The organism is Acinetobacter sp. 251-1, from assembly GCF_030329305.1.
Classification (GTDB): domain Bacteria; phylum Pseudomonadota; class Gammaproteobacteria; order Pseudomonadales; family Moraxellaceae; genus Acinetobacter; species Acinetobacter piscicola_A.
On sequence record NZ_JACANS010000014.1, the window covers coordinates 33,256 to 57,884 of the forward strand.

Below are 24,629 nucleotides of genomic sequence, written 5' to 3' on the forward strand. Positions count from 1 at the left end.
TAGTGCAAATTTGTTTAATCTTTCAACATTTGTTTAGCAAAAAATCATTATTGAATATTATAAAAATAAATATCCATAAAAAAGCACATTCATTTTGAACATGCTTTTTTATTTGTCGATTAAATAGAATTTTAAACCGCTGTACTTACGTTTCTTTTTTTACCTTTTAAAATTTCAGTGCGAAGATTTTGTGCAATTTCTGCAGATTCGGCATTCATCCCATTAATCATAAAGGCATGGCGTGTCAGTACGTTGGTAGGATTTGGCATAGACACCAATTGATAATTTTCACCAATCTGTTTGAGTAAGTCATTACTTAAATAGAGTGCCATTTCTTTGGCAATTAAATGATGAGTCAAACGATCTGCAGCTTGCATGGCATCAAGTTGCATAGCTTCAACTTCGGTAGTTACAGCACAACGTGTTTGTAAAACAAAACGTTTATCTTCACGATAACGCTTATATAACACCTCTGATAAAAGTTGAAATACAGATCCAATCATTAGAATACAATGTGCAGCATTTGGTTTATCTGCGGCCACAGTGAGCAAAGCACCTTGTTGATTAAACTCTTGATGTACCACAAAGTCTTTAGAGTTGAGCTTAAAGTGTTGTGCTGATAACTCTATACTTTTATTTAAGAAAATTTGGCATAAATTAAAATAGGGTACCGACACTGATTGGTTAACAGTATTCATTAACTGTTTTGGATCATAGTATTGGATATTTAACGCAATTACTGCTTGTTGGTGATCAAAATCAGCTGGTATCTCTACTTTTAGTGGTTTTGGTTTTACCTGTTGTTTAGCTTGTGCAATGGCTAAGGTTTTATCTGCTTTTTCAGCTTCTAAAGCTTCTAAAAGTTGTTGAATCTCATGTTTTAGGCGAGCTTCTTTATTGAAACGTGCTAATAATTCACTACGTGTTGGACGAGCAATGGCACGATAAGCAAGCCAAATCAAAGCATGAATAATAAATGAAACCAAAATCGCCAACCATTGAGTTCTTAAAATCTCACCAATGCTAGGTTTAATTAAGGTGATTTCAATGCTACCCACTTTTTTCTCATTTTGTAATGCATCACGTACAAACACCTCACCTTGACGTGTTTTGGCTAAACCGCTTGTTGCAAGTACTTGCTTTTGCGCATCTAAAATGCGAATCGAAGCGACACTAGGGTTCGTGGCATAACGATTTGCCAGCAGGGCTAAAGAGACTGTATTGGCAGGTTCAAGCTCAGAAAGACTATCTGCAACCAATTGACTGGTCATGAGTTGACCTTGGTTTGCGCGGTTCGCATTGAGTTGATGAGTTGTTGCAATTACCATCAAAAAGGTATGTAAAGCAAAACTTATAATGAGTAGGCTAGCAAATAGCCCTTGTCTTGGCGCATTCAACTTAAACTTCCAAAGAAAAAATATTCGATTTCGATTATGATTCTAACAATAGTTGTAGCTCAGACCCGAGTCAATTCATGCGAGAAATCATTCTTATATCATTTTTAGGACCTGACCAACCCAATCAGTTTACTCGATTAATGCAAGTGTTGTCCGTACATTCTTTGCAAATATTAGATGTAGGGCAGGCAGTCATTCATAACCAGTTGACTTTAGGGATTGTGGTTTCGTCAGATGACCAAACCGCCACGGCTTTAGCCATGAAAGATATCCTTATTTTAGCACACGATATTGGACTCACTGTTCGATTTAAGCCAATTACAGGTGCGGAATATGATCAATGGGTAAGCGAAGGTGGCCGAACCCGTTATATTGTGACGGCTTTAGCGCCTGAACTGACGGCTGCTCATTTACAAGCAGTAACAAATATTGTGTCGAGTCAAGGTTTTAATATTGAAACAGTCACTCGTCTTTCAGGACGCCCTGAAAGAGAAGAACATGATCATGAACCTAAACGTTCTTGTGTCCAATTTGGTTTGAAAGGTCAAATGTTGGATGCACAAGCGATGCGTGCAGCATGTTTACGACTTTCTGCAGAATCGAGTATCGATGTCGCAGTTCAAGAAGACAACGCTTATCGTCGTAACCGCCGTTTAGTTTGTTTTGACATGGATTCTACTTTAATTGAGCAAGAAGTCATTGATGAACTTGCCATCGAAGCGGGTGTTGGTGAACAAGTGGCTGAAATTACTGAGCGTGCCATGCAAGGTGAATTGGATTTTCAGCAAAGTTTCCGTGCTCGTGTCGCCTTGTTGAAAGGCTTAGATGCGGCAGTTTTACCTAAAATTGCAGAACGCTTAACGGTAACAGAGGGTGCTGAGCGTTTAATTAAAACCTTAAAATCATTGGGTTATAAAACAGCTATTCTCTCTGGTGGCTTCCAGTATTTTGCTGAATATTTGCAAGCAAAACTGGGTATTGATGAAGTGCATGCTAATATTTTGGATGTGCAAGACGGCATAGTGACAGGTGAAGTCAAAGGTCATATTGTTGATGGTGCACGTAAGGCGCTTTTATTGACTGAATTGGCTGAAAAAATGGGTATTTCACTTGAGCAAGCAATTGCGGTAGGGGATGGTGCAAATGACTTGCCAATGCTTTCAATAGCAGGTTTAGGCGTTGCTTTCCGTGCAAAACCGTTGGTTCGTCAAAATGCCAATCAAGCGATTTCAAGTGTCGGCTTAGATGGTGTTTTATATTTACTCGGTGTACATGACAAAGATTTAAGCCGTGCTTAAGTGGCTCTAAATATGTCAGTCTGATGAAAAAGAGCAGCGTAACGTTGCTCTTTTTTTATTGAAAAATATTGTTTTTTATTGTGAATGTAAAAATTATCTCAATCTTCAGATTATAGATTGAGCAGATAGGAAAAAGTTATTTTTATCAAAAAATGGCTTTGTATTTTTTTGTAATGACACGGGAGCACAGGCAAAGATTAGCATGCATGCAAAATACAAAATAAAAAAATGTAATGACAAAATAATATGACGACAAAGTATGTCGTTTTACCTAAAAACAGGTATTTTCTTCTAAAAAAAAATCGCCATAATGCACAACATAAGCTTTGGTAAAATTGCAAAGAAAAAAAGATTGGCTTGATGAAAATTGTGGTGTATCACTTTAATTCAGAAGTGGACACTTCATTTTGACGGAGGTTGTTATGGTAGCAGCGACATGGGCAACATTGATTGGATTTGGTCTGATTGCCGTAGCGTTGGTGACTGTGTTCTTTTCTCCTTATCGTCATTGGTTGGGATTTATGTTTGCTGGAATGGTGTTCTGGGGCATATTAGAGGCGATACGGTTTAATGTGCAAAGTTTTTTTGAATTATCGGTATCTTATAGTTATTTAACAGCGATCCTTGTGGCAATGAGTGCACTGATTGTGGTTTTGTTACGCGCAGACAAATTGGCACAAAAGGCATTGCAAAATCGCCAATATATTGAGCATACGCCTGTTTATGAAGATGAATAAAAGCCGATGTTCTGAGCATGACTGACTTTAGAGTTCAATAAAATAATCATAAAAGACATTTAAAAGGTATATCGAATGATATACCTTTTTTCTGCGTATACTTTTGTTAGAAGCTTTGTCTTAGAAATAATAAGTTATGCTAGGATAATGAGTAGATTTTTTATATTAAAACAACAGGCTAAAATGTCATGAAACTTTCTTCAATACCCGTTGTAAAGTTACCTATTGTTGATGCAAGTACTGATCCTTTAGATCTTTTGGTACTCGGCTTAGCATTACGTATGAAACAACTGGCACGTACAAGTCCAAAATTTATTGAATTGACCCATGACCGTCAATTCCGTATTGAAATTGGCACAGATACAGGCGTTGCTCGTCAAATCATTGTCAATAACGGTCAAATCGAATCCGTTGCAGGAAATGCAGAAAAAGCTGACTTTATTCTACAGTTTGCAGACAGTGAGCAAGGGGTCAAAACTTTAGTCAAAGGTGATCCAAGTGCATTCATGACAGGCATGCAAAATGGCAGCATCAAAATGGAAGGTGATTTCAGCTTATTGGTTTGGTTTAACCAAGTGGCTAAATTGATTCCACCTAAAGTACCAAAACCAGTGAAAGAAAAAATTGCCTTGGCGCGTCAGTTTCTTAAAGAAAAGACAGGTCGCTAATTTTGCTTGACGTATAGAAACTGGTGATTAAAACGCATCAGTTTCTTACTAAATAAAAGAATGAAAATAAAAAATATGTATTTAATTTTATTTTCTAATCGTCTATTCAACGGATGTGCCCAGTTAAAACCAACACCTGCCACAACTTTAATTGATCTCTATATTTTGAATAAAACCGTGACACACATTGTTGAAGTTAGGGGGGATTTATCAAAAGGTCAGTTTTACTTTAATCAATAGTTACCTGCATTTTTAACACTGCATCAGTATTGACCAAGTTCACAAGATACAGACTTGATGATTGAGGTGATAGATCAGCAAGGACTGACGTATCGAAAGCATATGGACTTTGTGATTGAAAAGAGCACAAGTAGGTCAACTCCAAGTGAAAATTGACCTAACATTGGAAGTTATAACTTCAATCAATTTTTCTGTGCAATCGAAATCATATGGATTATTCCACTTCTAAATTAAAGGTCACAGGTCCATCATTGACCAAGTGAACTTTCATATCGGCAGCGAAAACACCCGTTTGTATATGTTCAAACTGGGTCTTGGCATATTCAACCAGTTGATCATAGAGTGCTTCAGCCTCACTTGGCGGCATCGCAGGACCAAAATCAGGGCGTAAGCCTTTTTGAGTTTGTGCCATGAGGGTAAATTGTGAAACCAGTAAAATGCCACCACCAGCTTGGCTGACATTCCAGCCCATTTTGCCTTGTTCATCATCAAAAAAACGATATTTCAAAATTTTATCAATCAGCTTTTTGCCTTTTTCAAAATTATCATCTTTTCCTAGACCTAAAAAAACCAAGATACCCGATTGAATTTCACCTGTGATTTGACCATCAACAACTACTTTTGCTTGTAAAACCCGTTGTAATAACGCACGCATATTTGAACCATGACTGATATTTTTTAACCATATGAATTTTATCAAATTTATGCGCTTAATAATTGAAATGACTGAAAAGATATAATGTATTGAAAAATATCGAAATTATAGAAGATTGATTTAACAATCTATTTATACGGTTATTTTTATAATAAAAAAATTTATCCATTAAAGGCAATTATATAATAAATCTCTTGCGAAAATATGCTTGTACCTAATTTTTGAACTAACGAAAAGCTTATACAATTATAGCCTTTAGTTGTTTGAATTTTGACTAAAGCAAGAGGTGTTTTAAGCTCGAATTAGAGTTGTGAAGCGGTTATTGGGCAGTTGGAAAATTTTCAAACATAGATGATGTTGAATAAATCTTTTTGCAAATTTTCGCTATTCAAAAATATTGAAGAAATGTAAAGTGCATAAAAAATAGATGAATTTGAATTATAATTAAATTATAATTTAGTTATAATTAATCATAGAAGAGAGACGCATGGAAAATAAAACTGCACGATTGACTATTTTGATTGATCCGATCAAAAAGAAAGCATTTGAAGACTTATGTAACCAACAAGATATCACACCATCGCAAGTTGTACGTCAACTGATCCGTGAATACTTACAATCACATGGCGTAGATTATGCGACCAAATTGAAAAATAATACTGCGGATAAAAATCAATAAATTAAATAATAATGTTCATTTAGTTATTTTGGCAAAATGATAAAACTACCACCACGAAATGTGGTGGTAGCTAATTCTACTTAAGAAAAATCAAGTTCTTTTTCAAACGCACGTAATTCATGGCGTGCCATCGCAAGGTTAGATTTTTGACGATCTAAAACCAAATATAAAAATAACTCATCATTACGGTCTAAAGGGCGTAACAAGTGATATTGCTTGCCTAAAGTAATTAGAATATCTTCAATTTTATCATTAAGTTTTAGTGCATTAGCAACTTTGCGCTTTGCACGAATTACTTCAGTATTTCCTGCTGCTGCAAGTTCTAAATCTAAGCCTGTACCTGCAGCTCCTAGTGCTAAACCACTTGAACTGTCGACTAATGCTGCTGCGATAAAACCATCAATTTCATTTAATGCACTTAAATTAAGTTTTGACATAAGGATTTCCTAATTTGACCCCATTTATTTTGAAAATATAAAAAGTATTTTTAGATTTTGACATTTTTAAATACATTTATATCTTATTTAATGTTAATTAAAAAAATATTTAATTTCAATATATATTAATGATAAAATATTAAATATTATTTTATTACAATATAATTATAACTATTTGAATATTTCATGGTATTTAAAAATTGAAAGTCGTCAGATTTTTGTTAAAAACGCAAGATCATCTATTTTTTGATTTGCAAGTTTTGATTAAGTTTTTATAGTGAGAAGATACAGATTAATTGGATCGAATATGCAACCCATCATTCAGTCATTGCTTGATACGGATTTGTACAAATTTACAATGTTGCAAGTGGTACTTCATAAATTTCCACAAACACATAGCGTATACCATTTCCGTTGCCGAAATTTACAAGATACCGTATATCCATTGACGGATATTTTAGATGATTTGAATGAACAGCTAGATTATCTTTGTCAGCTCAACTTTAAAGAAGACGAATTACAATATCTACGCACGCTACGTTTTATCAAAAGTGACTTTGTTGATTATTTAGAATTATTTCAACTCAAGCGCCGTTTTATTAAAGCAGGTATTGATGCAGAAGGACGTTTGGACATTTGGGTAGAAGGTCCCATGGTTCAAGCAATGATGTTTGAAATTTTTGTATTGGCTATTGTCAATGAACTCTATTTTCGCCGTATTCGTTCAGATGAGGTCTTGGCAGAAGGTGAGCGTCGTTTACAAGCCAAAGTGGTTCTGATGCAAAAATATGAAGCACAGATTCAACCAAATGATCCTCCATTTTTAGTTTCTGACTTCGGGACACGTCGCCGTTATAGTCTAGATTGGCAACGTCATGTGATTCAAACTTTTCATAAAGCTGCACCAAGTATTTTCCGTGGAACCAGTAATGTTCTCATTGCGAAAGAACTCAATATTTTCCCAATAGGCACCATGGCACATGAGTTTTTACAAGCTTTCCAAGCGTTAGATGTACGTCTACGAGATTTTCAAAAATCAGCATTAGAAACATGGGTGCAAGAGTATCGTGGTGACTTAGGTATTGCCCTCACAGATGTTGTGGGAATGGATGCATTCTTACGTGATTTTGATTTATATTTTGCGAAATTATTTGATGGCTTACGTCACGACAGTGGTGATCCATTTACGTGGGGAGATAAAGCATATGGGCATTATCGTAAACTCAAAATTGACACCAAAACCAAAATGTTAACTTTTAGTGATGGTTTAGATTTAGAGCGGGCTTGGGCACTTTACCAATATTTTAAAGACCGTTTTCAAGTGAGTTTTGGGATTGGCACTAACTTGACCAATGATATGGGACAAACACCGCTTAATATTGTGTTAAAACTAGTGGAGTGTAATGGTCAGTCTGTGGCAAAAATTTCTGACAGTCCAGGAAAAACAATGACGGATAATGATACCTTTTTAGCCTATCTACGTCAGGTTTTTGAAATTGCTGAGCCAAGCAATTAGAAGAAAAACGATAGCTGATTTTTTGCTAAAGAAATGCAGGAAATCAGCTAAACCGTAAAAAAGACTATGCTAAGATGGTTAAAATAATCCTGCTAAAATTCAAAAAATCGTATGACTGCTCCCATTTTTAATTTTGATTTGTTGGTTGAAGCTGAACAGCTTGTTCCTTATTTAGGACACGAAAAATTACGCATTGTTGATTTAAGCCGTAGCTCGGTTTATGAACAATTACATATTCCACATGCACTACATCTTAAGCCACAGTATTTAGTGCGACAAGAAGAACATGCTTCGGGTTTATTGCCTGATGAACAAGGTTTAGCTGCTTTAATAGAATACTTAAACATTTCTCCTGAGCATCATGTGGTGGTTTATGATGATGAAGGCGGTGCGTGGGCTGGGCGTTTGATTTGGAACTTACAGTGTTTAGGCTTTGAACATGTCAGTTTACTGAATGGCGGTATTCATGCATGGTTAGGTGCAGGCTTGCCAACTTCATCTGAGGTTGAAGCATTCACAAAAGTAGAAAATTTGGTTCAGGTGGATTTGCAACATATAGAAAAATATAGAATCGAATATGATCAATTATTAGAAAAAGTACAACAAAACGCAGTACAAGTCTGGGATTGCCGTACGACAGAAGAATATACAGGACAACGCTTAGCAGCAAGACGTGGTGGTCATATTCCAAATGCACGACATTTTGAATGGAGTACTGCAATTAATCGTCAAAATCATTTAAAATTGCATCCTTTAGAACGCACGCAACAACGTTTAGAACAATTGGGCTTTCATTTAGATCAACCTGTGGTGGTGTATTGTCAATCACATCATCGTTCAGGCTTAGCGTATATCTTAGGTCGATTACTCGGTTGGAACATTCAAGCTTATGATGGTGCGTGGAGCGAATGGGGCAACCGCCTCGACAGTCCTATTATTAGTGGAGAATCACCTTCGTGAGTCTAACCTCAAACTTAAAAAAACAACTTTTTATTCGTGCTCAAAATTTAGTACCGCAACAACAACTCAGCCGTGTGGTGGGTAAACTTGCAGCTAGTGAAAATCCATTGGTTAAAAATGTCGTCATTCAAGCGTTTAAAGCACAATATGGCATTGATATGTCGATTGCACAGCAAAGTGATGCATTAAAATATAAATCATTTAATGAGTTTTTTACCCGTGCTTTAAAAGAGGGTGTGCGTGAAATTGATACAGATGCAAATAGTATTGTTTCACCTGCGGATGGTGCAATTTCCCAATTAGGTCAAGTGAAAGAAGGCGATGTATTTCAAGCCAAAGGTCAAAGTTTTTCAGTTGAAAAATTGATTGGTGATCCGCAGCTTGCAGCACCGTTTAAAAATGGTGAGTTTGCGACCGTCTATTTGTCACCACGTGATTATCATCGTGTGCATATGCCTTTTGCAGGCACATTAACTGAAACGTTATATATTCCAGGTGAATTATTTTCTGTCAATCAAACGACTGCGGAAAATGTGCCAGATTTGTTTGCCCGTAATGAACGTATGGTGTGTTTGTTTGATACAGAATTAGGTCGTATGGCTGTTGTTTTGGTGGGTGCAATGATTGTTGCAGGCATCGAAACTGTAGCAACAGGTAAGGTGAAACCATCGGGTCGCTTGGAACTCAACCATCATGAGTTAAAACTTGAAAAAGGTGATGAGTTAGGACGCTTCTATTTAGGTTCAACCGCGATCGTTTTATTTGAACAAGGTAAAATGAATTGGGATGCACAATTTAAAGCGAACTCCGTGGTTGTCATGGGTGAGGCTTTAGGGCATATCCTATAAGTATTTAAAAATACTCAGTTTGAGTAAAGGTGAAGAAGATTATATTCTTCACCTTTTGTTTATTCTAAGATGTAGATTAGAGCAAAAATTATTCAGGGTTATATAAGCGTTCTTTAGGGAATACCACTCTAAATGTAGAGCCTTGATTTTCAATAGAATCAATTTCTAAATAAGCATTATGTTGCATCAGTACGTGTTTCACAATCGCTAAACCTAGACCTGTGCCACCTGTTTGTCGGCTACGTGCACTGTCTACTCGATAGAAACGTTCAGTTAAGCGAGGTAAATGTTTAGGGTCAATACCGATCCCTGTATCTTGTACTGTGAAATAACCATGTAACCCATCATCATGCCATCCCATTGTAACTGAGCCCCCTTTAGGCGTGTATTTGATGGCATTGGTAATTAAATTACTAAAAGCACTCGCAAGTTCAGTATCAGAGCCGATCAAGTCACAATGGCTGTCGATGTCTAAATTGAGCGTATGTCCATAATCGACGTTATAGGCTTGCGCATCATCAAACAATTGATTCATTAAACTCGGCATTTCAATGATTTGATTTTTAGCAATTTGTTTATTGCCTTCAAGACGTGACAAGAGCAATAAATCATTCACTAGGGCATTCATACGTCGCGTTTGTGATTGCATTTGATCAAAAGCACGTTTCCAACGTGGGTTTAAATCTTCTTGATCAGTAAATGTTTCAATATAACCACTGAGAACCGTGAGCGGTGTGCGTAATTCATGTGAAATATTATCGACAAAGTCTTTACGCATTTGTTCTAAGTTATGAATTCGGGTTACGTCATAAGCGACCAATAAACGACTTTCACTGCCGAAGCGAGTGAGTTTGATCTGTACATAATGCTCGTCGTAAACCGTTGATTTTATTTTTATTCCGTCAGGATATTGATCAATATTGTTAAAATATTCAATAAATCCAGGTTGGCGAATAATGGTCAATAAATTGCGACCACGATCAAGCATTTGGATGCCAAGTAATTTTTCAGCCGCAGGATTCCACCATTCGATTTGATGTAACTCGTCAGTTAAAACGACAGCTTCTGCTAACGCAACCAAGGATGATTGTGCCCGATCAATTAACCCGACCATTTCGGCTTGAACAACACGTTCTTGACGTTGGGCACGATACACATTAAATAGCAATGCACCCCAAATTCCATTTAAATTCGGTGGCACATCATAAGGACGGTTAGAAATCCACTCATTGACCAAATATAACGAGCGAAGTTGCAAAATAAAAAAAATTGCAAAAGAGAAAGAAATACAGAGCCAAAAGTACCCAATCCCAAAACCGATAAAGCATCCGATGACGAATAAAAATGCTAACAGTCTTAAATCTTGTTTAGCAAAAGTCCATAAACTGCTGTAACGAAATCGTTTATGTTCACGTGCAAGATCTGGGACGGGGTAGGGTTCATACATAAAAAACTGACCTAAATTTAGCCTAAAGCGACATCAGCACGTGTCGAAAAACGATAGCCTGTACCGCGAACGGTTTGTACGTAACGATCTGCAGCATAGGGTTCTAATACTTTGCGCAAACGGCGGATATGTACATCAATAGTACGGTCTTCAATATAGACGTTACCGCCCCATACTTGGTCAAGCAACTGTGCACGTGTATATGCTCGTTCAGGATGAGTCATAAAGAAAGCCAATAAACGGTATTCTGTTGGTCCCATTTCTAAAATACTGTCACCAAAGCTGACACGTTGACTGACAGGGTCGAGGATTAGACCATTGGCATCAATCGATTTTTCACCACTAAGTGCATTGGCACGACGTAGCACGGCTTTAATACGAGAAACCAATTCACGCGTTGAAAAGGGTTTAGTCATATAGTCATCAGCCCCTGCATCTAAGCCTTGCACTTTATGATCTTCTTCACCTCGTGCAGTGAGCATAATTACAGGGATTTCAGCCAAGTTCTCATCACGTTTTAAGCGGCGGCACAAGTCCACACCACTAATTCCGCCAGGCATCATCCAGTCTAATAGGATGAGTGAAGGGCGTTGATCGACAATCATTTGATGTGCTTGTTTGGCATCTTCTGCTTGTAAGCATTGGAAACCTGCCATATCTAATGAGGTATGGATCATTTCGCGAATTGGAAGTTCGTCATCGACGATTAAAATATAGTCATCTTTCACAACGCAATATCCTATGTATGAACGGTGTACCGTTTTATTATTTATGACAGGCTTATTACAAAGATTAATTATGACAGTATCATTGCAAAAAAAACATATTGGCTATTTTTTGCAAAACTTTGTGACAAAACTTTTGAATTTGTATGCTAAATCCATAAAATAATGGTCGACATTGATTTTTCATATCGGGATGAAAAATTTAAAGGTTGAGAAGTTCAGGTATATTTAAGCACTTTGTTTTTCAGAAAAAGATTCTAATAATGAAAAAAATACTGCTTCACAGGCAAAGACCACTTGTTCTACAGAAAGCTTAAAACCACCCATGACCCAACGCACTGCAATTTGTGTGACATAGCCATTTAAGCCAGTCGAGACCAATGAAATTTCCTGTTCGCTGTGGTTGATCTGCGGCATCATTAACATGACAAAAGCTTGAATCATACGGTCAAAGCGACTCATGGTTTCATGGATTGTTGCCTGATTGTGCAACTCTTGCACCAACATCGCATCGACATAAATGATGCGTGCCATACGTGGGTCAGCTTTGAGCATAGAAAATAATGCAAATAAGCCCGAATGAATCATTTTTTTAGGTTCAGGAGAAGCTTGCATGACCCCTTGCATCACGTTGTGTTGCAATTGATCAATCAATTGTAAAAAGATGGTTTGAAATAGCTCTTCGCTTTTTTTAAAAGATTCATAGAAATAGCGTTCAGTCAGTTTAGCTTCGTTACAGACGTCTTTCACGGTAACTGAAAAAAATCCTTGTGTGCCATAGGTTTCAATACCCGCTTCAATCAGTTTTTCACGGCGAGCTAACTTTCGTTCAGAAAGAGACATACCTTTAAATTGTCTTTCTTTTACCATTTTTTTAGATGTATTTTCGTTCTGAGCATGTTGCATCGTTTCATTTAATACGTGTGTAGTCATATGAATTTGTGCCAAATTAAGTGTGCAAATAGCAATATTTGATCAATAAAAATAGTTGAAATTTACGTCATACTTCTGAGCAACTCATCAACATTGAAAAGCTTAACATATTATATTGACAATAGTCATTGTCAAAATTATAGTGTAGCTGTGAGTGTATGTATAGAAAAAGTACATACAGAAAGAATTCAAACAAGGAAACTCAATGAAAAATTTTAAAAATAAAGTCGCTGCAATTACAGGTGCAGGCTCAGGTATGGGACAACAACTGGCAGTTCTATTGGCAAAAGCAGGTTGTCATTTGTCCATCAGTGATGTCAATGAAAAGGGCTTGGCCGAAACTGTTGAATTATTAAAAGCATATGATGTACGAGTAACATCAAAAAAAGTAAACGTAGCAAAACAGCCTGAAGTTAAGGCTTGGGCAGAAGAAACGGTGAAAGATCATGGCTCTGTCAACATGATCTTTAATAATGCCGGTGTAGCGCTGGGTGCAACCGTCGAGGGTGAAACATACGAAGAATTAGAGTGGATCGTGGGGATTAACTTTTGGGGCGTGGTTTATGGTACGAAAGAGTTTTTACCATACATCAAGCAAACAGGTGAGGGGCATATCATCAATACTTCAAGTATCTTTGGTTTAACTGCTCAGCCAACGCAGTCGGGTTATAACGCAACGAAGTTCGCGGTACGTGGTTTTACTGAGTCTTTACGCCAAGAACTTGATATTGAAAAATGTGGCGTGAGTGCACTATGTGTACACCCAGGGGGTATTCGTACCAACATTGCCAACGATGCGCGTATGAACGACAGCTTAAAATCATTGGGTATGAGTCCTGATAAATCAGCGAAAGCATTTAATAAACTGTTGCGTAAACCTGCGGTCGAAGCTGCACAAGAAATTTTGGATGCAGTTTTAGCAGACAAACGCCGTTTATTGATTGGTGGCGATGCGGTGATTGTTGATTTGGCACAACGTTTATTACCAACAGGTTATCAGAAACTGGCTACAGGTTTGACCAAGTTAACCAAGCGTTTTGAACCAAAATAATAGGTTTAGACCACAAAAAACCGTCATTTATGACGGTTTTTTTTTCGCCACGTAAAGACAGGAAGGGATTTAAATTACTGCAAAATAATCAAAATTTGCTGCAAAATTCATTTTTGACAAGATTAATTTAGATGATTTTCTTAATTGTGTGAGTGGCTTCAGCGCTAAATCATTTTAATTTTTTTATTTATTTAAAATACAGCATAAAAATGTCACTTATTTGACAGATTGGAATAAGGACTTTTGGCAAGATCAAGCCATAGACAATTTTGTTCTTATTTAATGATAAAATTTTGAGGAAATAACAATGAGCTATAGCTATCAACACATTCAAGTCAAACCCATCACAGGTCGAATCGGTGCGGAAATTTCGGGTGTAAAATTATCTGGACAATTAGAGGATCAGGTTATTGCTGAAATTAATCAAGCATTGTTGCAATACAAAGCGATTTTCTTTAAAGCACAGCAGCATTTGGATGATGCAGAACAAGAAGCATTTGCTGCACGTTTGGGAACACCACTGAATCATCCTACTGTACCCATTAAAAATGGTTCTAAACATATTTTAGAGTTAGATTCAGCGCACGGTGCACGTGCAGATAGTTGGCATACCGATATTACTTTTTTAGATGCTTACCCTAAAGCCTCGATTTTACGTAGTGTGATTGCACCTGAAGCAGGTGGTGATACTGTTTGGGCAAATACTACATCGGCATATGCATCATTACCTGAACCTTTAAAAGCCTTGGCTGATACGCTTCGTGCGGTACATAGTAACGATTATGATTATGCCAGTGGTGAGCTGACCATTAATAAAGAAGCGTTGGCAAAGTATAGAAATTTCTTTAAATCTACAGAATATGAAACTGAGCATCCTTTAGTACGTGTACATCCTGAAACAGGTGAAAAAACCTTGGTCTTAGGGCATTTTTTCAAACGTTTTGTCGGTTTTAATAGTAAAGATTCACGTAAATTATTTGATTTATTTCAAAGTTATGTCGTAAAACAGGAAAATATTGTCCGTTGGCGTTGGGAAGCAGGTGATGTTGCAATTTGGGACAACCGTGCAACACAGCATCGCGCAATCAATGATTATGGTGATCAACACCGTGTAGTACGCCGTGTGACCTTAGAAGGTGATATTCCTGTCGGCGTGGATGGACGTTTAAGTCAAACAATTGTGAAAGAAGAAAAATTTGATATCAAGGATTATCGTTTGAGTGAAGAAGGGGTATATGAAAAAGTTTCATAAGTACAGATAAAATTTAAAATAACTTTGCATAAAATAAGCGTTGAACAGCAGAATAAATCATTAGATCAATTTTTGTTCTCCATCTAATATTAAATAAAATATTAGATGGATACTTTTATGCAATATTATGACTTAAACTCTGTTTCTAATTTTGATGTTTTAAAAAATATTTTTAAAAGTTTGTCAGGAGATAATATTAAATATATTTTGGATTATGCTTATATTAAAAAATATCAAAAAAATGAATTAATTTTAAATAAAGAAAATTGTTCGAAAGCACTTTATATTCTATTGAATGGTATTATTCATGTTGGATATTTAAGTGTATCTGGACGTTTTCATGCTTTTAATTATTTTTCAGAAAAAAATTTAATCAATGCACTGCCTTGTTTAAAAGGGCACATTATTGATTATGACTATTATGCATTTAATCAAGTGCGTGTTTTGGTGATTCCAAAGCAGATTTTTTTAGAAGAATTAAAGAATAACAATGGTTTAAAACAAGATGTATTTGACCTTATTGCACTCAGAATGCATCACCTTATTGCCGAAATTAAGTTTTTGCATGTTGCTAATTTACATCAAAAAATCTGTAAGACTTTGTTAAATCTGGCATTGCAATATGGTCTGCATCATCCTTTAGGGATAGAAATTTATTTAAAAATATCACAGCATGATTTAGCCGATTTATTATCTACTTCCAGACAAACAATTAATAAAGAAATAAAAAACCTAGTGGGTTTAAATATTATTGAGTGGCAGTATGAAAATATTGTTATTAAAGATCTTCAGTATTTGAAATATAAAGTCAATGATATTTAAAATATTAATTTTTTATTTTATTAAAAGTGATATTAAAATATTTTTATATTATTTTTGAATATTATGAAAATATTACATATTAATTTCTAAGTTAAATTAGGAGTTAATGATGACCATTCAATCTATCAATGTTAGAAATCAGTTAAAAGGTACAATCCAAGAAATTATTAAAGGTGATGTCGTTTCTGAGGTCGATGTCGTTACGGCATCAGGTATTTTTACTTCAGTCATTACGACTCGTTCTGTGGAACAACTTGAGTTACAAGTCGGAAGCCAAGTGATTGTGCTGATTAAATCGACTGATGTATCACTTGCAAAGCTGTAGGTGTATACGTTTGATGAAGAAAAATTTTAAATATGTTCTCACAACGGTGAGTTTATTGAGTGCAGTATTTCATTAAGCCATGCCGATAGCGATGTTCAGCAGTTACAACAGCAGGTTGCACAGCTTGAAAGTTCCTTACAACAGTTAAAAAGTGAAATTAACCGTTTAAAAAATCAATCGACTGAACAAAATTCACCAGTGACTTCCGTTGCAGAATCGATAGAACCATCTACTACAGAGCTTGCTACGGAAAATTTAGCTGAAAACGCAGATCAGCGTTATGTCACGCAGGCTGAATTTCAAGGCATGCAAAGTGATTTGGAAAATTATAAGTACCAAGTTCAACGTGAACGAGACACCAAGACGGCGTTGTCAACCCGTCAGTTGTTGATCAATGGGGTAGTGCAAGCCAAAGCTGCTTATGTGGATGAATCACAACATATCAACCCCAATGGCAAAAATACGATGACAGCGGTGAATGATCGTCATTCATCCTTTGATTTGGGTGCGGTGCAAATTGGTTTTAGTGGCAATTTATATAAAGATTATAACGAGGGAAAAAACTTAGACTTTAATTTGCGTTTTGGTACTTCACCGCAGTCAGGTACAAATAACAGTTATTTAAATTTATTAGATGCACAGCTGATCTATAACATATTACCCACCATAAGTTTAGACACAGGACGTTTGAGTGCCACTTTGGGTCAGCAACTTTTGCCTTTTGGGCAAGAAGTACAAGCAACTGAAGACTTAAAACCAACGATTAACAACGCACTGTTTAGCTTACCAGGTTATGGCTACGGTTTGGCACTGCGGGAAGTGGGTTTGATTGTGCGTGGTGATGCATTTCCAACTGTAGATTATGGCTATAACTACCGTTCACCGATGTTGAGTTATGCCTTTGGTTTGGTCAATGGTAATGGAGCAAATAAGTCAGATGACAATGATGATAAAAATTTTGTTGGGCGTTTACGTTACACCTTACCTGCTGAATATAACTCTTGGTTACGTGAACTGAGCTTTGGCGTGTCTTGGTATCAGGGCAAAAGCAATTTATTTGATTTAAGTGGTACTGAAGCGAGCTTTGCAGGCAAAGGTGATGTCCTGCGTAAAGGTTTTGATATTTATTACAACCACCATCCTTTTGGCGTGACCTATGAATATGTACAGGGTGAAGACGATACTTTCATTAATGCCACAGGCGGTGTCTATAACCGTAAAAGTGAAGCACATACAGGTACGTTATTTTGGAATTTTGGTGAGCAATTTGTCAAAGGTTTCCGTAATCAAGGTCGCTATGACGACTGGTGGCCGAAATCCTATCAAAGCTTTTACCGTTTTGACAGCATCGACCGAGATACCCATCTAGATCATCAAAAGATAGATATTCACAGTATTGGTTTAAATGCATTTTTTGCTGAAATGACTAAATTTCAGCTCAATTTTAATCACGTAGACAATCAAATTATCAACCAAAAATATAACGAACTGGTTGCGCAGTTCCAATATGGCTTTTAGTCAAAATTTTAAAATTTAAAGAGGAATATACAATGTCAGCATGGTCAAAAATACTCGTAGGTAGCGTATTGGCAACAACGACTTTATTTTCAAGCGCACAGATTTTTGCCGCAGAAGTAAAGCCAACAGTCATTCGTTTAGCCACCCCTTATGTCGGTACAGGTAATCGACCTGTGGGCTATAGTAATTATTATTCAACCACACAAACATTAGGCTTGATTGAAAAAGAATTTCAAAAAGATGGTATTAAGATTCAGTGGAATAACTTTAAGGGTGCAGGTCCTGCAATTAATGAGTCTTTTGCCAATGGTCTCGTGGATATCACTTGGTTAGGCGACTTACCGTCTTTAATTGGTAAAGCCAGTCGTTTAGATACACGTTTAATTGCTGTGGGTGGAACCAATGACAATGCTTATTTAGCTGTGCCAACAGGTTCAACTGCGAAATCATTTGCCGATTTAAAAGGTAAAAAAATTGGTTTTTTTAAAGGTACCAGCATCCATTTATCTTTGATTAGTACATTGAAAAGACAAGGTTTATCTGAAAAAGACTTCCGTTTTGTCAATACCGATGGTGCAGTGGGTTATTCAGCTTTAGCGAGTGGTGACTTAGATGCGATTTGGAGTAATCAGACTTTATTTCCTGTTGTCGATCGAGGAATTGCCAAAATTATTTATAGCACCAAACAAGAACCTGCAGTAAATCGGCTTTCGGGCTATGTCTTAGTTAATTCAAAATTTGAACAGAAATACCCCGAAACTGTACAACGGATTGTTAATGTATTGGTGAAACAAGCTGCTTGGGAAAGTAATCCTGCCAATAAAACCGAGCTTTTTAAACTCTGGTCAAAATCAGGCTTGCCTTATGCCAACTTTGACAAAGCATACGCAGGTGTAGATTTGAAACGACATAGTTCTCCTATTTTTGATGGCTATAACGTTGCACTGATCAAGCAAAAATTAAAAGCAGGGCAAGACCTTAAATTGATTCGTGGCAATATTGATGTTGATCGTTGGATTGAGCCTAAATATGTTAATAATGCATTGAAAACACTGAATTTACAGACATTTTGGACACCTCAAGGTGCGAGTGCTAAATAAGCCCTCGTATTTTTTGTAACAGGAGATTTAAAAATGTCTCAGGATATTCTTTTAAAACAAAGCACTGTACATAACACTCAAATAGTATCGGCAAAAACAATTTCTTTGACTTTCTTTTTGAAAAATAAACTTCTATTGAGTTGGGTAGTTGGTGCAATTTTCCCTTTGTTTGTGCTGTGGCTTTGGCATATTTCAGTTGAAAAAAATTGGGTCAATCCATTGCTTTTACCTGCACCCGACTTAGTTTGGACTGCCCTGAAGGATTTGTATCGTAGTGGTGAGTTATGGGCAAATTTAAGTATTAGTCTGACAAGAATCGCTTACGGATTTAGTGCAGGAATCGTGATTGCGCTTATTTTAGGTTTGAGCATGGGGCTTTCTCGTACAGTCGAAGCCTATGTATGGCCGACGTTTAAAGTGATTAATTTGATTCCTGTGGTGGGGTGGATTCCTTTGCTGATCTTATTGGTTGGCATAGATGAAGCTTTAAAAATTATCTTAATTGCAAAATCTGCTTTAGTGCCAATGACCATTAATGTGTTTAAAGGTGTACGCAATATTCCCACTGCACTGACAGAGGTCGCGAATGTCTATCAACTCAATACATGGTCTCGCTTTAAATATTTGGTATTACCTGGGGCATTTTTAAGTTTTATCGGTGGATTACGCTTATCTCTCGCTAGCGCATGGGGGGCATTGGTTGCAGTCGAGCTGCTTGCATCGAGTGAGGGCATTGGTTATCTCATGGTCTATGGGCGACAAATCTTTCAGCTTGATGTGGTGATGGCAACCGTCATTGTGATTGGTGTAGTGGGTTTTGCTTTTGATTTAATTATTCGTTTGATTCAGAAGCGTTTTTCAGCATGGACAACCCAAAAATAATGGAGAAAATGATGAAAAAAATAGACTTGAGAGCATGGGTGATTCCGCTCATTTTATTGTTCATTTGGACTGTTGTCAGCAATAAAAATTGGATGGATCGTGCCTTGTTGCCCTTACCACAAGACGTATGGCAGGTTTTTTTAGACAGTTGGCAGTCTAAAGAGCTGTTTGAAAATATTGCCTATAGTTTGCTGCGTAATACCACGGGCTTTATTGCAGGTGGCATTTTAGGTGCAGCTTTGGGATTGTTTTTAGGCTTAAATATTTGGGCAGATCGTTTTTTTTCACCGACCCTAAATGCCATTAAACATGTGGCAGTCTTTGCTTGGATTCCACTGATGATCATGTGGTTTGGTAATGGTGAACTCTCCAAAATTATTTTTATTGCACTAGTGGTGTTTTATCCCGTATTTTTTAATACCTATGATGGCGTGAAAAATGTCTCAGAAAAAAATAAAGAAGTTGCACAAATTTTTCAATTGAGTCGTTCGACCCGCTTTTTTAAAGTGATTTTACCTTCGGCGGCACCGAGTATTTTTGCGGGTTTAAACATTGCCTTGGTGTTTTCTTGGGTCGCTACCATTGGTGCAGAATATTTCTTTGTGGCAGCACCAGGTGTGGTTAATCCTATTTTAGATGGACAGAATCTCTTCCAAATGGAAACCGTACTGTATGGGATGAGCATCATTGCTTTGGTGGGTTTGGTCTTTTCAAAAATTGCACAATATTTTGAAAATTATAATTTACGTTGGCGCCAAGGCACACACAAATAAGAGGATAGAACATGAAGCAGAAAGAGAGTGTTGCAGGACAGGTTAGCATTCAAAATTTAAATAAATCTTTTCACGGTGAGCAGCAAGATTTACACGTACTTGAACATATTAATTTAGACATTGCTGCCGGCGAATTTATCAGCATCGTGGGCAATAGTGGCTGTGGAAAATCGACTTTACTGAGATTATTGGTCGGTCTAGATGCCAATTTTGAAGGCTCTATTGAAATTGATCATCAACCGATTCAGGGAACAAGTTTGGATCGTGGCATTGTTTTTCAAGATCACCGCTTATTTCCATGGTTGACGGTTGAACAAAACATTGCATTAGCATTGGAAAAAAGCCCATTTACAGCGGCTGAAAAACAAGAATTGATCGATTATCACTTAGCACTTGTACAGCTCACTGCATTTAAACATACCTACCCGAGTCAACTCTCAGGTGGGATGAGTCAACGTGTAGCAATTGCACGTAGTTTAGTGAATCGTCCACGTATTTTATTATTGGATGAGCCCTTTGGTGCTTTGGATGCATTGACACGTTCTAATTTACAACAAGAACTACAAAGTATTTTATTGTCAGAAAAAGTCACCACGATTTTAGTAACCCATGATGTTGAGGAAGCTGTGTTGTTGGGTGATCGTATTGTGGTGATGCAACCAAATCCGGGGCGAATTAAACGTATTGTGAATGTTGATTTGGAGCGTCCTCGACGTCGAGAGGATTATCGTTTGACAGCTTTAAAACATGACATTTTGCAGGATTTTACAGCTCAGCAGGTGAGATCTGAGCCGCATGAGTTAGAGCGTTACGGGCTGGCATGGTAAAGTCAATTGAGTAAATAAAAAATGCCCATGAAAGGGCATTTTTTATTTTTAGAAGTATAACGATCTGATTCTTTAGATTAAATCCATTAAATCAACGTTTGAATCGCTTTTTTCTTCCAAACAAATTGATAATAAAGAGCTTGCATTAAACATAATGATATAAAAGCCAAAGCATATGCATACCAAATACCTTTTAAGCCCCACCATTCACTAAACAAATAAGCGGCAGGCACTTCGATCAGTAAAATAGCGCAGATATTTAAAATCATCGGTACAGTCACTGTACCACTGGCACGCATAATCGATGCAAAAATTGAACCCGCACCAAAAAATAGAATCGACCATAGCACAATAAATAATAAACTTTGTCCAAGTTCGATCACACTTGGATCTGTAATAAATAGCGCCATTAAATATTTAGAAAATAAATATGCCAAAATCACCAAACTGCCTGTGATCACAACATTCATAATCAATGACGTACGTGTCACTTTACGTAGTAGTTCTGATTTTCCTGCACCGATGGCTTGAGCAGCAAAAATTGATGCTGCGATTGAAATGGATAAAGCAGGGAACTGAATGTAATTGAGCACTTGATTGACTGCGCCGTATGCAGCGGTGGCATGAGAACCATAATGATTCACCAGCCCAATAATCACGAGACCTGCAGCAGAGGTCGTCACCATTTGGATCCCTGTTGGGATACCTAAACGTAAAATAATTTTGCTGAGTTCAGGATGATATCGAATATGGCTGAGCAAGGCTTTATCAAGTTTTAAAGCATGATCACGATAATGAAGATAAAAAGCTAAAAATCCTAAAACGGCGATATAACCAATACTGGTCGCAATGGCTGGAGCGATGATGCCAAGTTGAGGAAAGCCAAAATAACCTGCAATCAAAATAGGTGTCACAATCACACCGATAACAATGGTCAGACCAGAAGCAATCAATGGTGTGGTACTGTCACCTACACCACGTAAAATCGAGGTATAGATAATATAAATAAACAATAATGGACTACCTGCAAGCATCCATTGTACATAAGGCAAAGACAAATGCATGACATCAGGGTCGGTGCCTAAAAGTAGTAAAATTTGTTTGGCACTGATCACACCGAGTAAAGCAATCATACAACCGCCAATCAAGGTCATAAACAGCGTTGAACCGACCACCATTTTAACTTTTTCAAGGTTTTTTGCTCCCCATGCTTGTCCCACTAAAACAGTCGCGCCTGCGGACAGTCCAATCACAAAAGCCAACAAGAAAAACAAAATTGGAAAAAATACTGAAATTGCAGCAATCGCATTTACCCCCATCATTTGTCCAACAAAGATGGTATTCATCGTGCCTGAGAGGTTTTGTAGAATATTGGTTGCAATCAAAGGAACTAAAAAAATAAGGAAACCTTTCCAAAATTTTTGATGATGCAATAAATTATCTTTTGCTGACATTTTTGCTATTTTGTCCAATCCATTGAAATTATTTTATTCCTCAAAATATCATAATTATAAAAAAAAGCCTTAGCTTTTAAGTAACTAAGGCTTCATATTTTACTGCAAATATGTGCTTAAACTTGGCTCAAAATTTCACACGCTTGTGTCAAGGTGGCTTCCTTTTTGGCAAAACAAAAGCGAATTAAACGTAAATCTTGTGGAGCAGTTTGATAAAAAACGGATACGGGAATCGCCACGATTTTATGTTGTTCTGCTAAAAACTTGCACATCTCGACGTCATTTAAATCAGGGCGAATTTCGGAATAATCGACATTTTGAAAATAAGTCCCTTGTGAGGGCGTAAATTTAAAACGAGATTGCTGTAAGCCGATATTAAAATAATCTCGTTTTTGTTGATAAAAACTCGATAAATTCTCAATATGTTCAGGATGCTGTTGCATAAAATTGGCAAGTGCAATCTGTACAGGTGTAACCCCGCAAAAGTTAGCAAATTGATAGACTTGGCGAAATACTTTCATGAGTTCAGGGGCAGCCACACAATAGCCGGTTTTCCAACCTGTAACATGAAAAGTCTTTCCAAAAGAACCAATTACAAAACTCCGTTCCCTCAGTTCAGGAAATGACAAAGCAGAGTAGTGTTTTTGCCCATCAAAAATGAGATGTTCATAGACTTCATCAGACAGCACCACAATATTTTTATCTTGAATTAAATCAATTAGGTTTAACCAATCTTGCTTTGACCAAATTGCTCCTGTGGGATTATGTGGTGTATTGACAATAATCATACGGGTTTTGTCGGTCATTGCTGCTTTGACCTGATTCCAATCCACTGAAAAGTCAGATGTTTGTAGTGCAATATGAATGGCTTTCGCACCGACCAATTGCACACTAGGTGCATAGCTGTCATAGCTTGGGTCGAAAATAATCACTTCATCACCTGCATGCACGATGGCTTGGATTGCTGAAAATATGCCAATGGTTGCGCCAGGTGTGATGGTGATTTCTGTGATTGGATCGAGCTTCAGTTGGTCTCTTTTTTGAAATTGTACTGCGACTTGTTCTCTTAAACTCAGTAATCCATCACCAGCAGCATATTGGTTATGTCCCTCTAAAGTGGCTTGACTGAGGGCATATAAAAGTTCAGGTGGGGCAGGGAAATCAGGGAAGCCTTGTGAAAGGTTGAGTGCATTCAAGCGCTGAGCCATCGCACTCATCGTACTGAAAATAGTGACCCCTTGTGCAGGCAGTTTGGAATTGATTGTGATCATGATGATGCGGATTTTTAAGGTGTTTCAGTGAGTGTAGCAGGTCGGTTTTATGAGCTAAATAGTTATCTCTTTTGATTTTTTAACTTATGGTTTTTATTGGTGAAAATAAAAAAGCCCAACATCCTGTTGGGCTTTTTTACATATTTGATGCTTTGGTTTGACTCCTGTCGAACCTGCATGTCCATTGCTGTCTTTTCTTATTGTTGTCTGGAGCATCCTGCTCGCTATGGATTCATGATAGGAAATTGCGGTGGATCTGTATATTCGGCAATGCCTTAAAGTGTTGTACGTTTAGGCTTAAGTTTCTTTGTTGAATGATTGTTTTCTGAGCTTTAAACCTTGGCATAAGCGTCATGATGTTCAATAGGCGGATCAATCGGAATGAAATTTGTAACCGAAATGATTAAGACATACCTGAATTCCATGAAGCGAATAGTTCATACAGCCTGTATGAATACACTTATTTTCAGAAAATCCTTCATGAGCTAAAACTACTAAAAATTGCTTAATGCTGTTTATTTTATTTTGGCTTAATGCTTGTTTTATATCTAAAAGTTTTATACCAAAAATAGGAAATGTTGGTGTATCGGGATAACATTCAAAATACCATGCTTGCCGACATTCCGTACAGACATAATAAAACTCACCATAATCAAACTCTGGTTGCACTTCCTCACATGGAGCATCTTCAATGATGTAGTGAGGAAACCTGTTTTTCATATCGTAGTGATGACTGAAAATATTTGAATAACGCGAAGGACACACAAAAAATTGAGCTACAGATTGACATTCACACATCGTTTTTTTCTTTAAG

Annotated in this window: 25 protein-coding genes; 16 read left to right on the forward strand and 9 right to left on the reverse strand. The window is 37.0% G+C overall.

Going from position 1 to position 24,629, the window contains the following annotated elements; all coding sequences use genetic code 11:
* Positions 1–131 precede the first annotated feature (131 nt).
* Entirely contained in the window at positions 132–1,397 is a 1,266-nt protein-coding gene (locus tag HX129_RS12570) for a hypothetical protein (protein ID WP_130074875.1), read from the reverse strand.
* 77 nt (positions 1,398–1,474) lie between these two features.
* Here HX129_RS12570 and serB point away from each other — a divergent pair, with 77 nt between their 5' ends.
* From serB to HX129_RS12585, 3 genes are all read left to right on the forward strand, one after another.
* Positions 1,475–2,695, forward strand: coding sequence for a phosphoserine phosphatase SerB (gene serB / locus HX129_RS12575; RefSeq protein ID WP_130074874.1), 1,221 nt, complete (start codon positions 1,475–1,477; stop codon positions 2,693–2,695).
* Positions 2,696–3,117: 422 nt separating this feature from the next.
* The gene (gene aciT, locus HX129_RS12580; protein ID WP_130074873.1) at positions 3,118–3,432 is read left to right on the forward strand and encodes a ciprofloxacin tolerance protein AciT; all 315 of its coding nucleotides are present in this window, start codon (positions 3,118–3,120) and stop codon (positions 3,430–3,432) included.
* Positions 3,433–3,620: 188 nt separating this feature from the next.
* Entirely contained in the window at positions 3,621–4,100 is a 480-nt protein-coding gene (locus HX129_RS12585) for an SCP-2 sterol transfer family protein (RefSeq protein WP_174493548.1), read from the forward strand.
* A 454-nt stretch (positions 4,101–4,554) separates the two neighbouring features.
* Here the strand turns inward: HX129_RS12585 and dtd are convergent, their stop codons facing one another.
* Entirely contained in the window at positions 4,555–4,995 is a 441-nt protein-coding gene (gene dtd / locus HX129_RS12590) for a D-aminoacyl-tRNA deacylase (protein ID WP_286436252.1), read from the reverse strand.
* 487 nt (positions 4,996–5,482) lie between these two features.
* On the opposite strand from dtd, the gene HX129_RS12595 reads away from it, so the two are divergent.
* On the forward strand, positions 5,483–5,674 hold the full coding sequence (locus tag HX129_RS12595; RefSeq protein ID WP_130074870.1) for a ribbon-helix-helix protein: 192 nt from the start codon (positions 5,483–5,485) through the stop codon (positions 5,672–5,674).
* 80 nt (positions 5,675–5,754) lie between these two features.
* Here the strand turns inward: HX129_RS12595 and HX129_RS12600 are convergent, their stop codons facing one another.
* Positions 5,755–6,111: a roadblock/LC7 domain-containing protein gene (locus tag HX129_RS12600; RefSeq protein ID WP_174493546.1), complete on the reverse strand. Its 357-nt coding sequence runs from the start codon at positions 6,109–6,111 to the stop codon at positions 5,755–5,757.
* Positions 6,112–6,418: 307 nt separating this feature from the next.
* On the opposite strand from HX129_RS12600, the gene pncB reads away from it, so the two are divergent.
* The 3 genes from pncB (at position 6,419) to asd (ending at position 9,435) form a co-directional block, all read left to right on the forward strand.
* Complete coding sequence (gene pncB / locus HX129_RS12605) at positions 6,419–7,627, forward strand: nicotinate phosphoribosyltransferase (RefSeq protein ID WP_286436254.1); 1,209 nt, start codon at positions 6,419–6,421, stop codon at positions 7,625–7,627.
* Positions 7,628–7,738: 111 nt separating this feature from the next.
* On the forward strand, positions 7,739–8,587 hold the full coding sequence (locus tag HX129_RS12610; RefSeq protein ID WP_286436256.1) for a sulfurtransferase: 849 nt from the start codon (positions 7,739–7,741) through the stop codon (positions 8,585–8,587).
* Positions 8,584–9,435 (forward strand): archaetidylserine decarboxylase, encoded by an 852-nt coding sequence (asd, locus tag HX129_RS12615; protein WP_286436258.1) that lies wholly within the window; start codon positions 8,584–8,586, stop codon positions 9,433–9,435. The genes HX129_RS12610 and asd overlap by 4 nt, the downstream gene beginning before the upstream one ends.
* An 88-nt stretch (positions 9,436–9,523) precedes the next feature.
* Here asd and phoR read toward each other — a convergent pair whose 3' ends face one another.
* From phoR to HX129_RS12630, 3 genes are all read right to left on the reverse strand, one after another.
* Positions 9,524–10,882, reverse strand: a complete 1,359-nt coding sequence (gene phoR / locus HX129_RS12620; protein ID WP_130074865.1) for a phosphate regulon sensor histidine kinase PhoR — start codon at positions 10,880–10,882, stop codon at positions 9,524–9,526.
* A gap of 17 nt (positions 10,883–10,899) precedes the next feature.
* Positions 10,900–11,610: a phosphate regulon transcriptional regulator PhoB gene (gene phoB / locus HX129_RS12625; protein WP_130074864.1), complete on the reverse strand. Its 711-nt coding sequence runs from the start codon at positions 11,608–11,610 to the stop codon at positions 10,900–10,902.
* 225 nt (positions 11,611–11,835) lie between these two features.
* Positions 11,836–12,513, reverse strand: coding sequence for a TetR/AcrR family transcriptional regulator (locus HX129_RS12630; RefSeq protein ID WP_227554801.1), 678 nt, complete (start codon positions 12,511–12,513; stop codon positions 11,836–11,838).
* A 232-nt stretch (positions 12,514–12,745) separates the two neighbouring features.
* Between HX129_RS12630 and HX129_RS12635 the strand changes: the two genes are divergently transcribed.
* The 9 genes from HX129_RS12635 to HX129_RS12675 all read left to right on the forward strand — a co-directional run bounded on the left by HX129_RS12635 (position 12,746) and on the right by HX129_RS12675 (position 21,090).
* Positions 12,746–13,591 (forward strand): SDR family NAD(P)-dependent oxidoreductase, encoded by an 846-nt coding sequence (locus HX129_RS12635; protein WP_180046392.1) that lies wholly within the window; start codon positions 12,746–12,748, stop codon positions 13,589–13,591.
* Between the two features lie 307 nt (positions 13,592–13,898).
* Positions 13,899–14,843 carry a TauD/TfdA dioxygenase family protein gene (locus HX129_RS12640; protein WP_174493541.1) on the forward strand — a complete coding sequence of 315 codons (945 nt, stop codon included), beginning with the start codon at positions 13,899–13,901 and terminating at the stop codon, positions 14,841–14,843.
* Positions 14,844–14,960: 117 nt separating this feature from the next.
* Positions 14,961–15,665 (forward strand): Crp/Fnr family transcriptional regulator, encoded by a 705-nt coding sequence (locus tag HX129_RS12645; protein ID WP_286436260.1) that lies wholly within the window; start codon positions 14,961–14,963, stop codon positions 15,663–15,665.
* Positions 15,666–15,774: 109 nt separating this feature from the next.
* Positions 15,775–15,990 carry a TOBE domain-containing protein gene (locus tag HX129_RS12650; RefSeq protein ID WP_130074859.1) on the forward strand — a complete coding sequence of 72 codons (216 nt, stop codon included), beginning with the start codon at positions 15,775–15,777 and terminating at the stop codon, positions 15,988–15,990.
* Between the two features lie 198 nt (positions 15,991–16,188).
* Positions 16,189–17,508, forward strand: a complete 1,320-nt coding sequence (locus HX129_RS12655) for a putative porin (protein WP_286436262.1) — start codon at positions 16,189–16,191, stop codon at positions 17,506–17,508.
* Positions 17,509–17,540: 32 nt separating this feature from the next.
* Positions 17,541–18,608: an ABC transporter substrate-binding protein gene (locus HX129_RS12660; RefSeq protein ID WP_286436265.1), complete on the forward strand. Its 1,068-nt coding sequence runs from the start codon at positions 17,541–17,543 to the stop codon at positions 18,606–18,608.
* Positions 18,609–18,641: 33 nt separating this feature from the next.
* Positions 18,642–19,490, forward strand: coding sequence for an ABC transporter permease (locus tag HX129_RS12665; RefSeq protein ID WP_286434983.1), 849 nt, complete (start codon positions 18,642–18,644; stop codon positions 19,488–19,490).
* Between the two features lie 11 nt (positions 19,491–19,501).
* A complete protein-coding gene (locus tag HX129_RS12670; protein ID WP_286436267.1) occupies positions 19,502–20,263 on the forward strand; it encodes an ABC transporter permease in 762 nt (253 codons plus the stop codon).
* Positions 20,264–20,274: 11 nt separating this feature from the next.
* Positions 20,275–21,090 carry an ABC transporter ATP-binding protein gene (locus HX129_RS12675; protein ID WP_130074854.1) on the forward strand — a complete coding sequence of 272 codons (816 nt, stop codon included), beginning with the start codon at positions 20,275–20,277 and terminating at the stop codon, positions 21,088–21,090.
* 86 nt (positions 21,091–21,176) lie between these two features.
* Here HX129_RS12675 and HX129_RS12680 read toward each other — a convergent pair whose 3' ends face one another.
* The 3 genes from HX129_RS12680 to HX129_RS12690 form a co-directional block, all read right to left on the reverse strand.
* Complete coding sequence (locus HX129_RS12680) at positions 21,177–22,544, reverse strand: MATE family efflux transporter (RefSeq protein ID WP_130074853.1); 1,368 nt, start codon at positions 22,542–22,544, stop codon at positions 21,177–21,179.
* Positions 22,545–22,660: 116 nt separating this feature from the next.
* A complete protein-coding gene (locus tag HX129_RS12685; RefSeq protein WP_286436270.1) occupies positions 22,661–23,815 on the reverse strand; it encodes a methionine aminotransferase in 1,155 nt (384 codons plus the stop codon).
* Between the two features lie 372 nt (positions 23,816–24,187).
* Entirely contained in the window at positions 24,188–24,613 is a 426-nt protein-coding gene (locus HX129_RS12690) for a hypothetical protein (RefSeq protein WP_286436272.1), read from the reverse strand.
* Positions 24,614–24,629 lie beyond the last annotated feature (16 nt).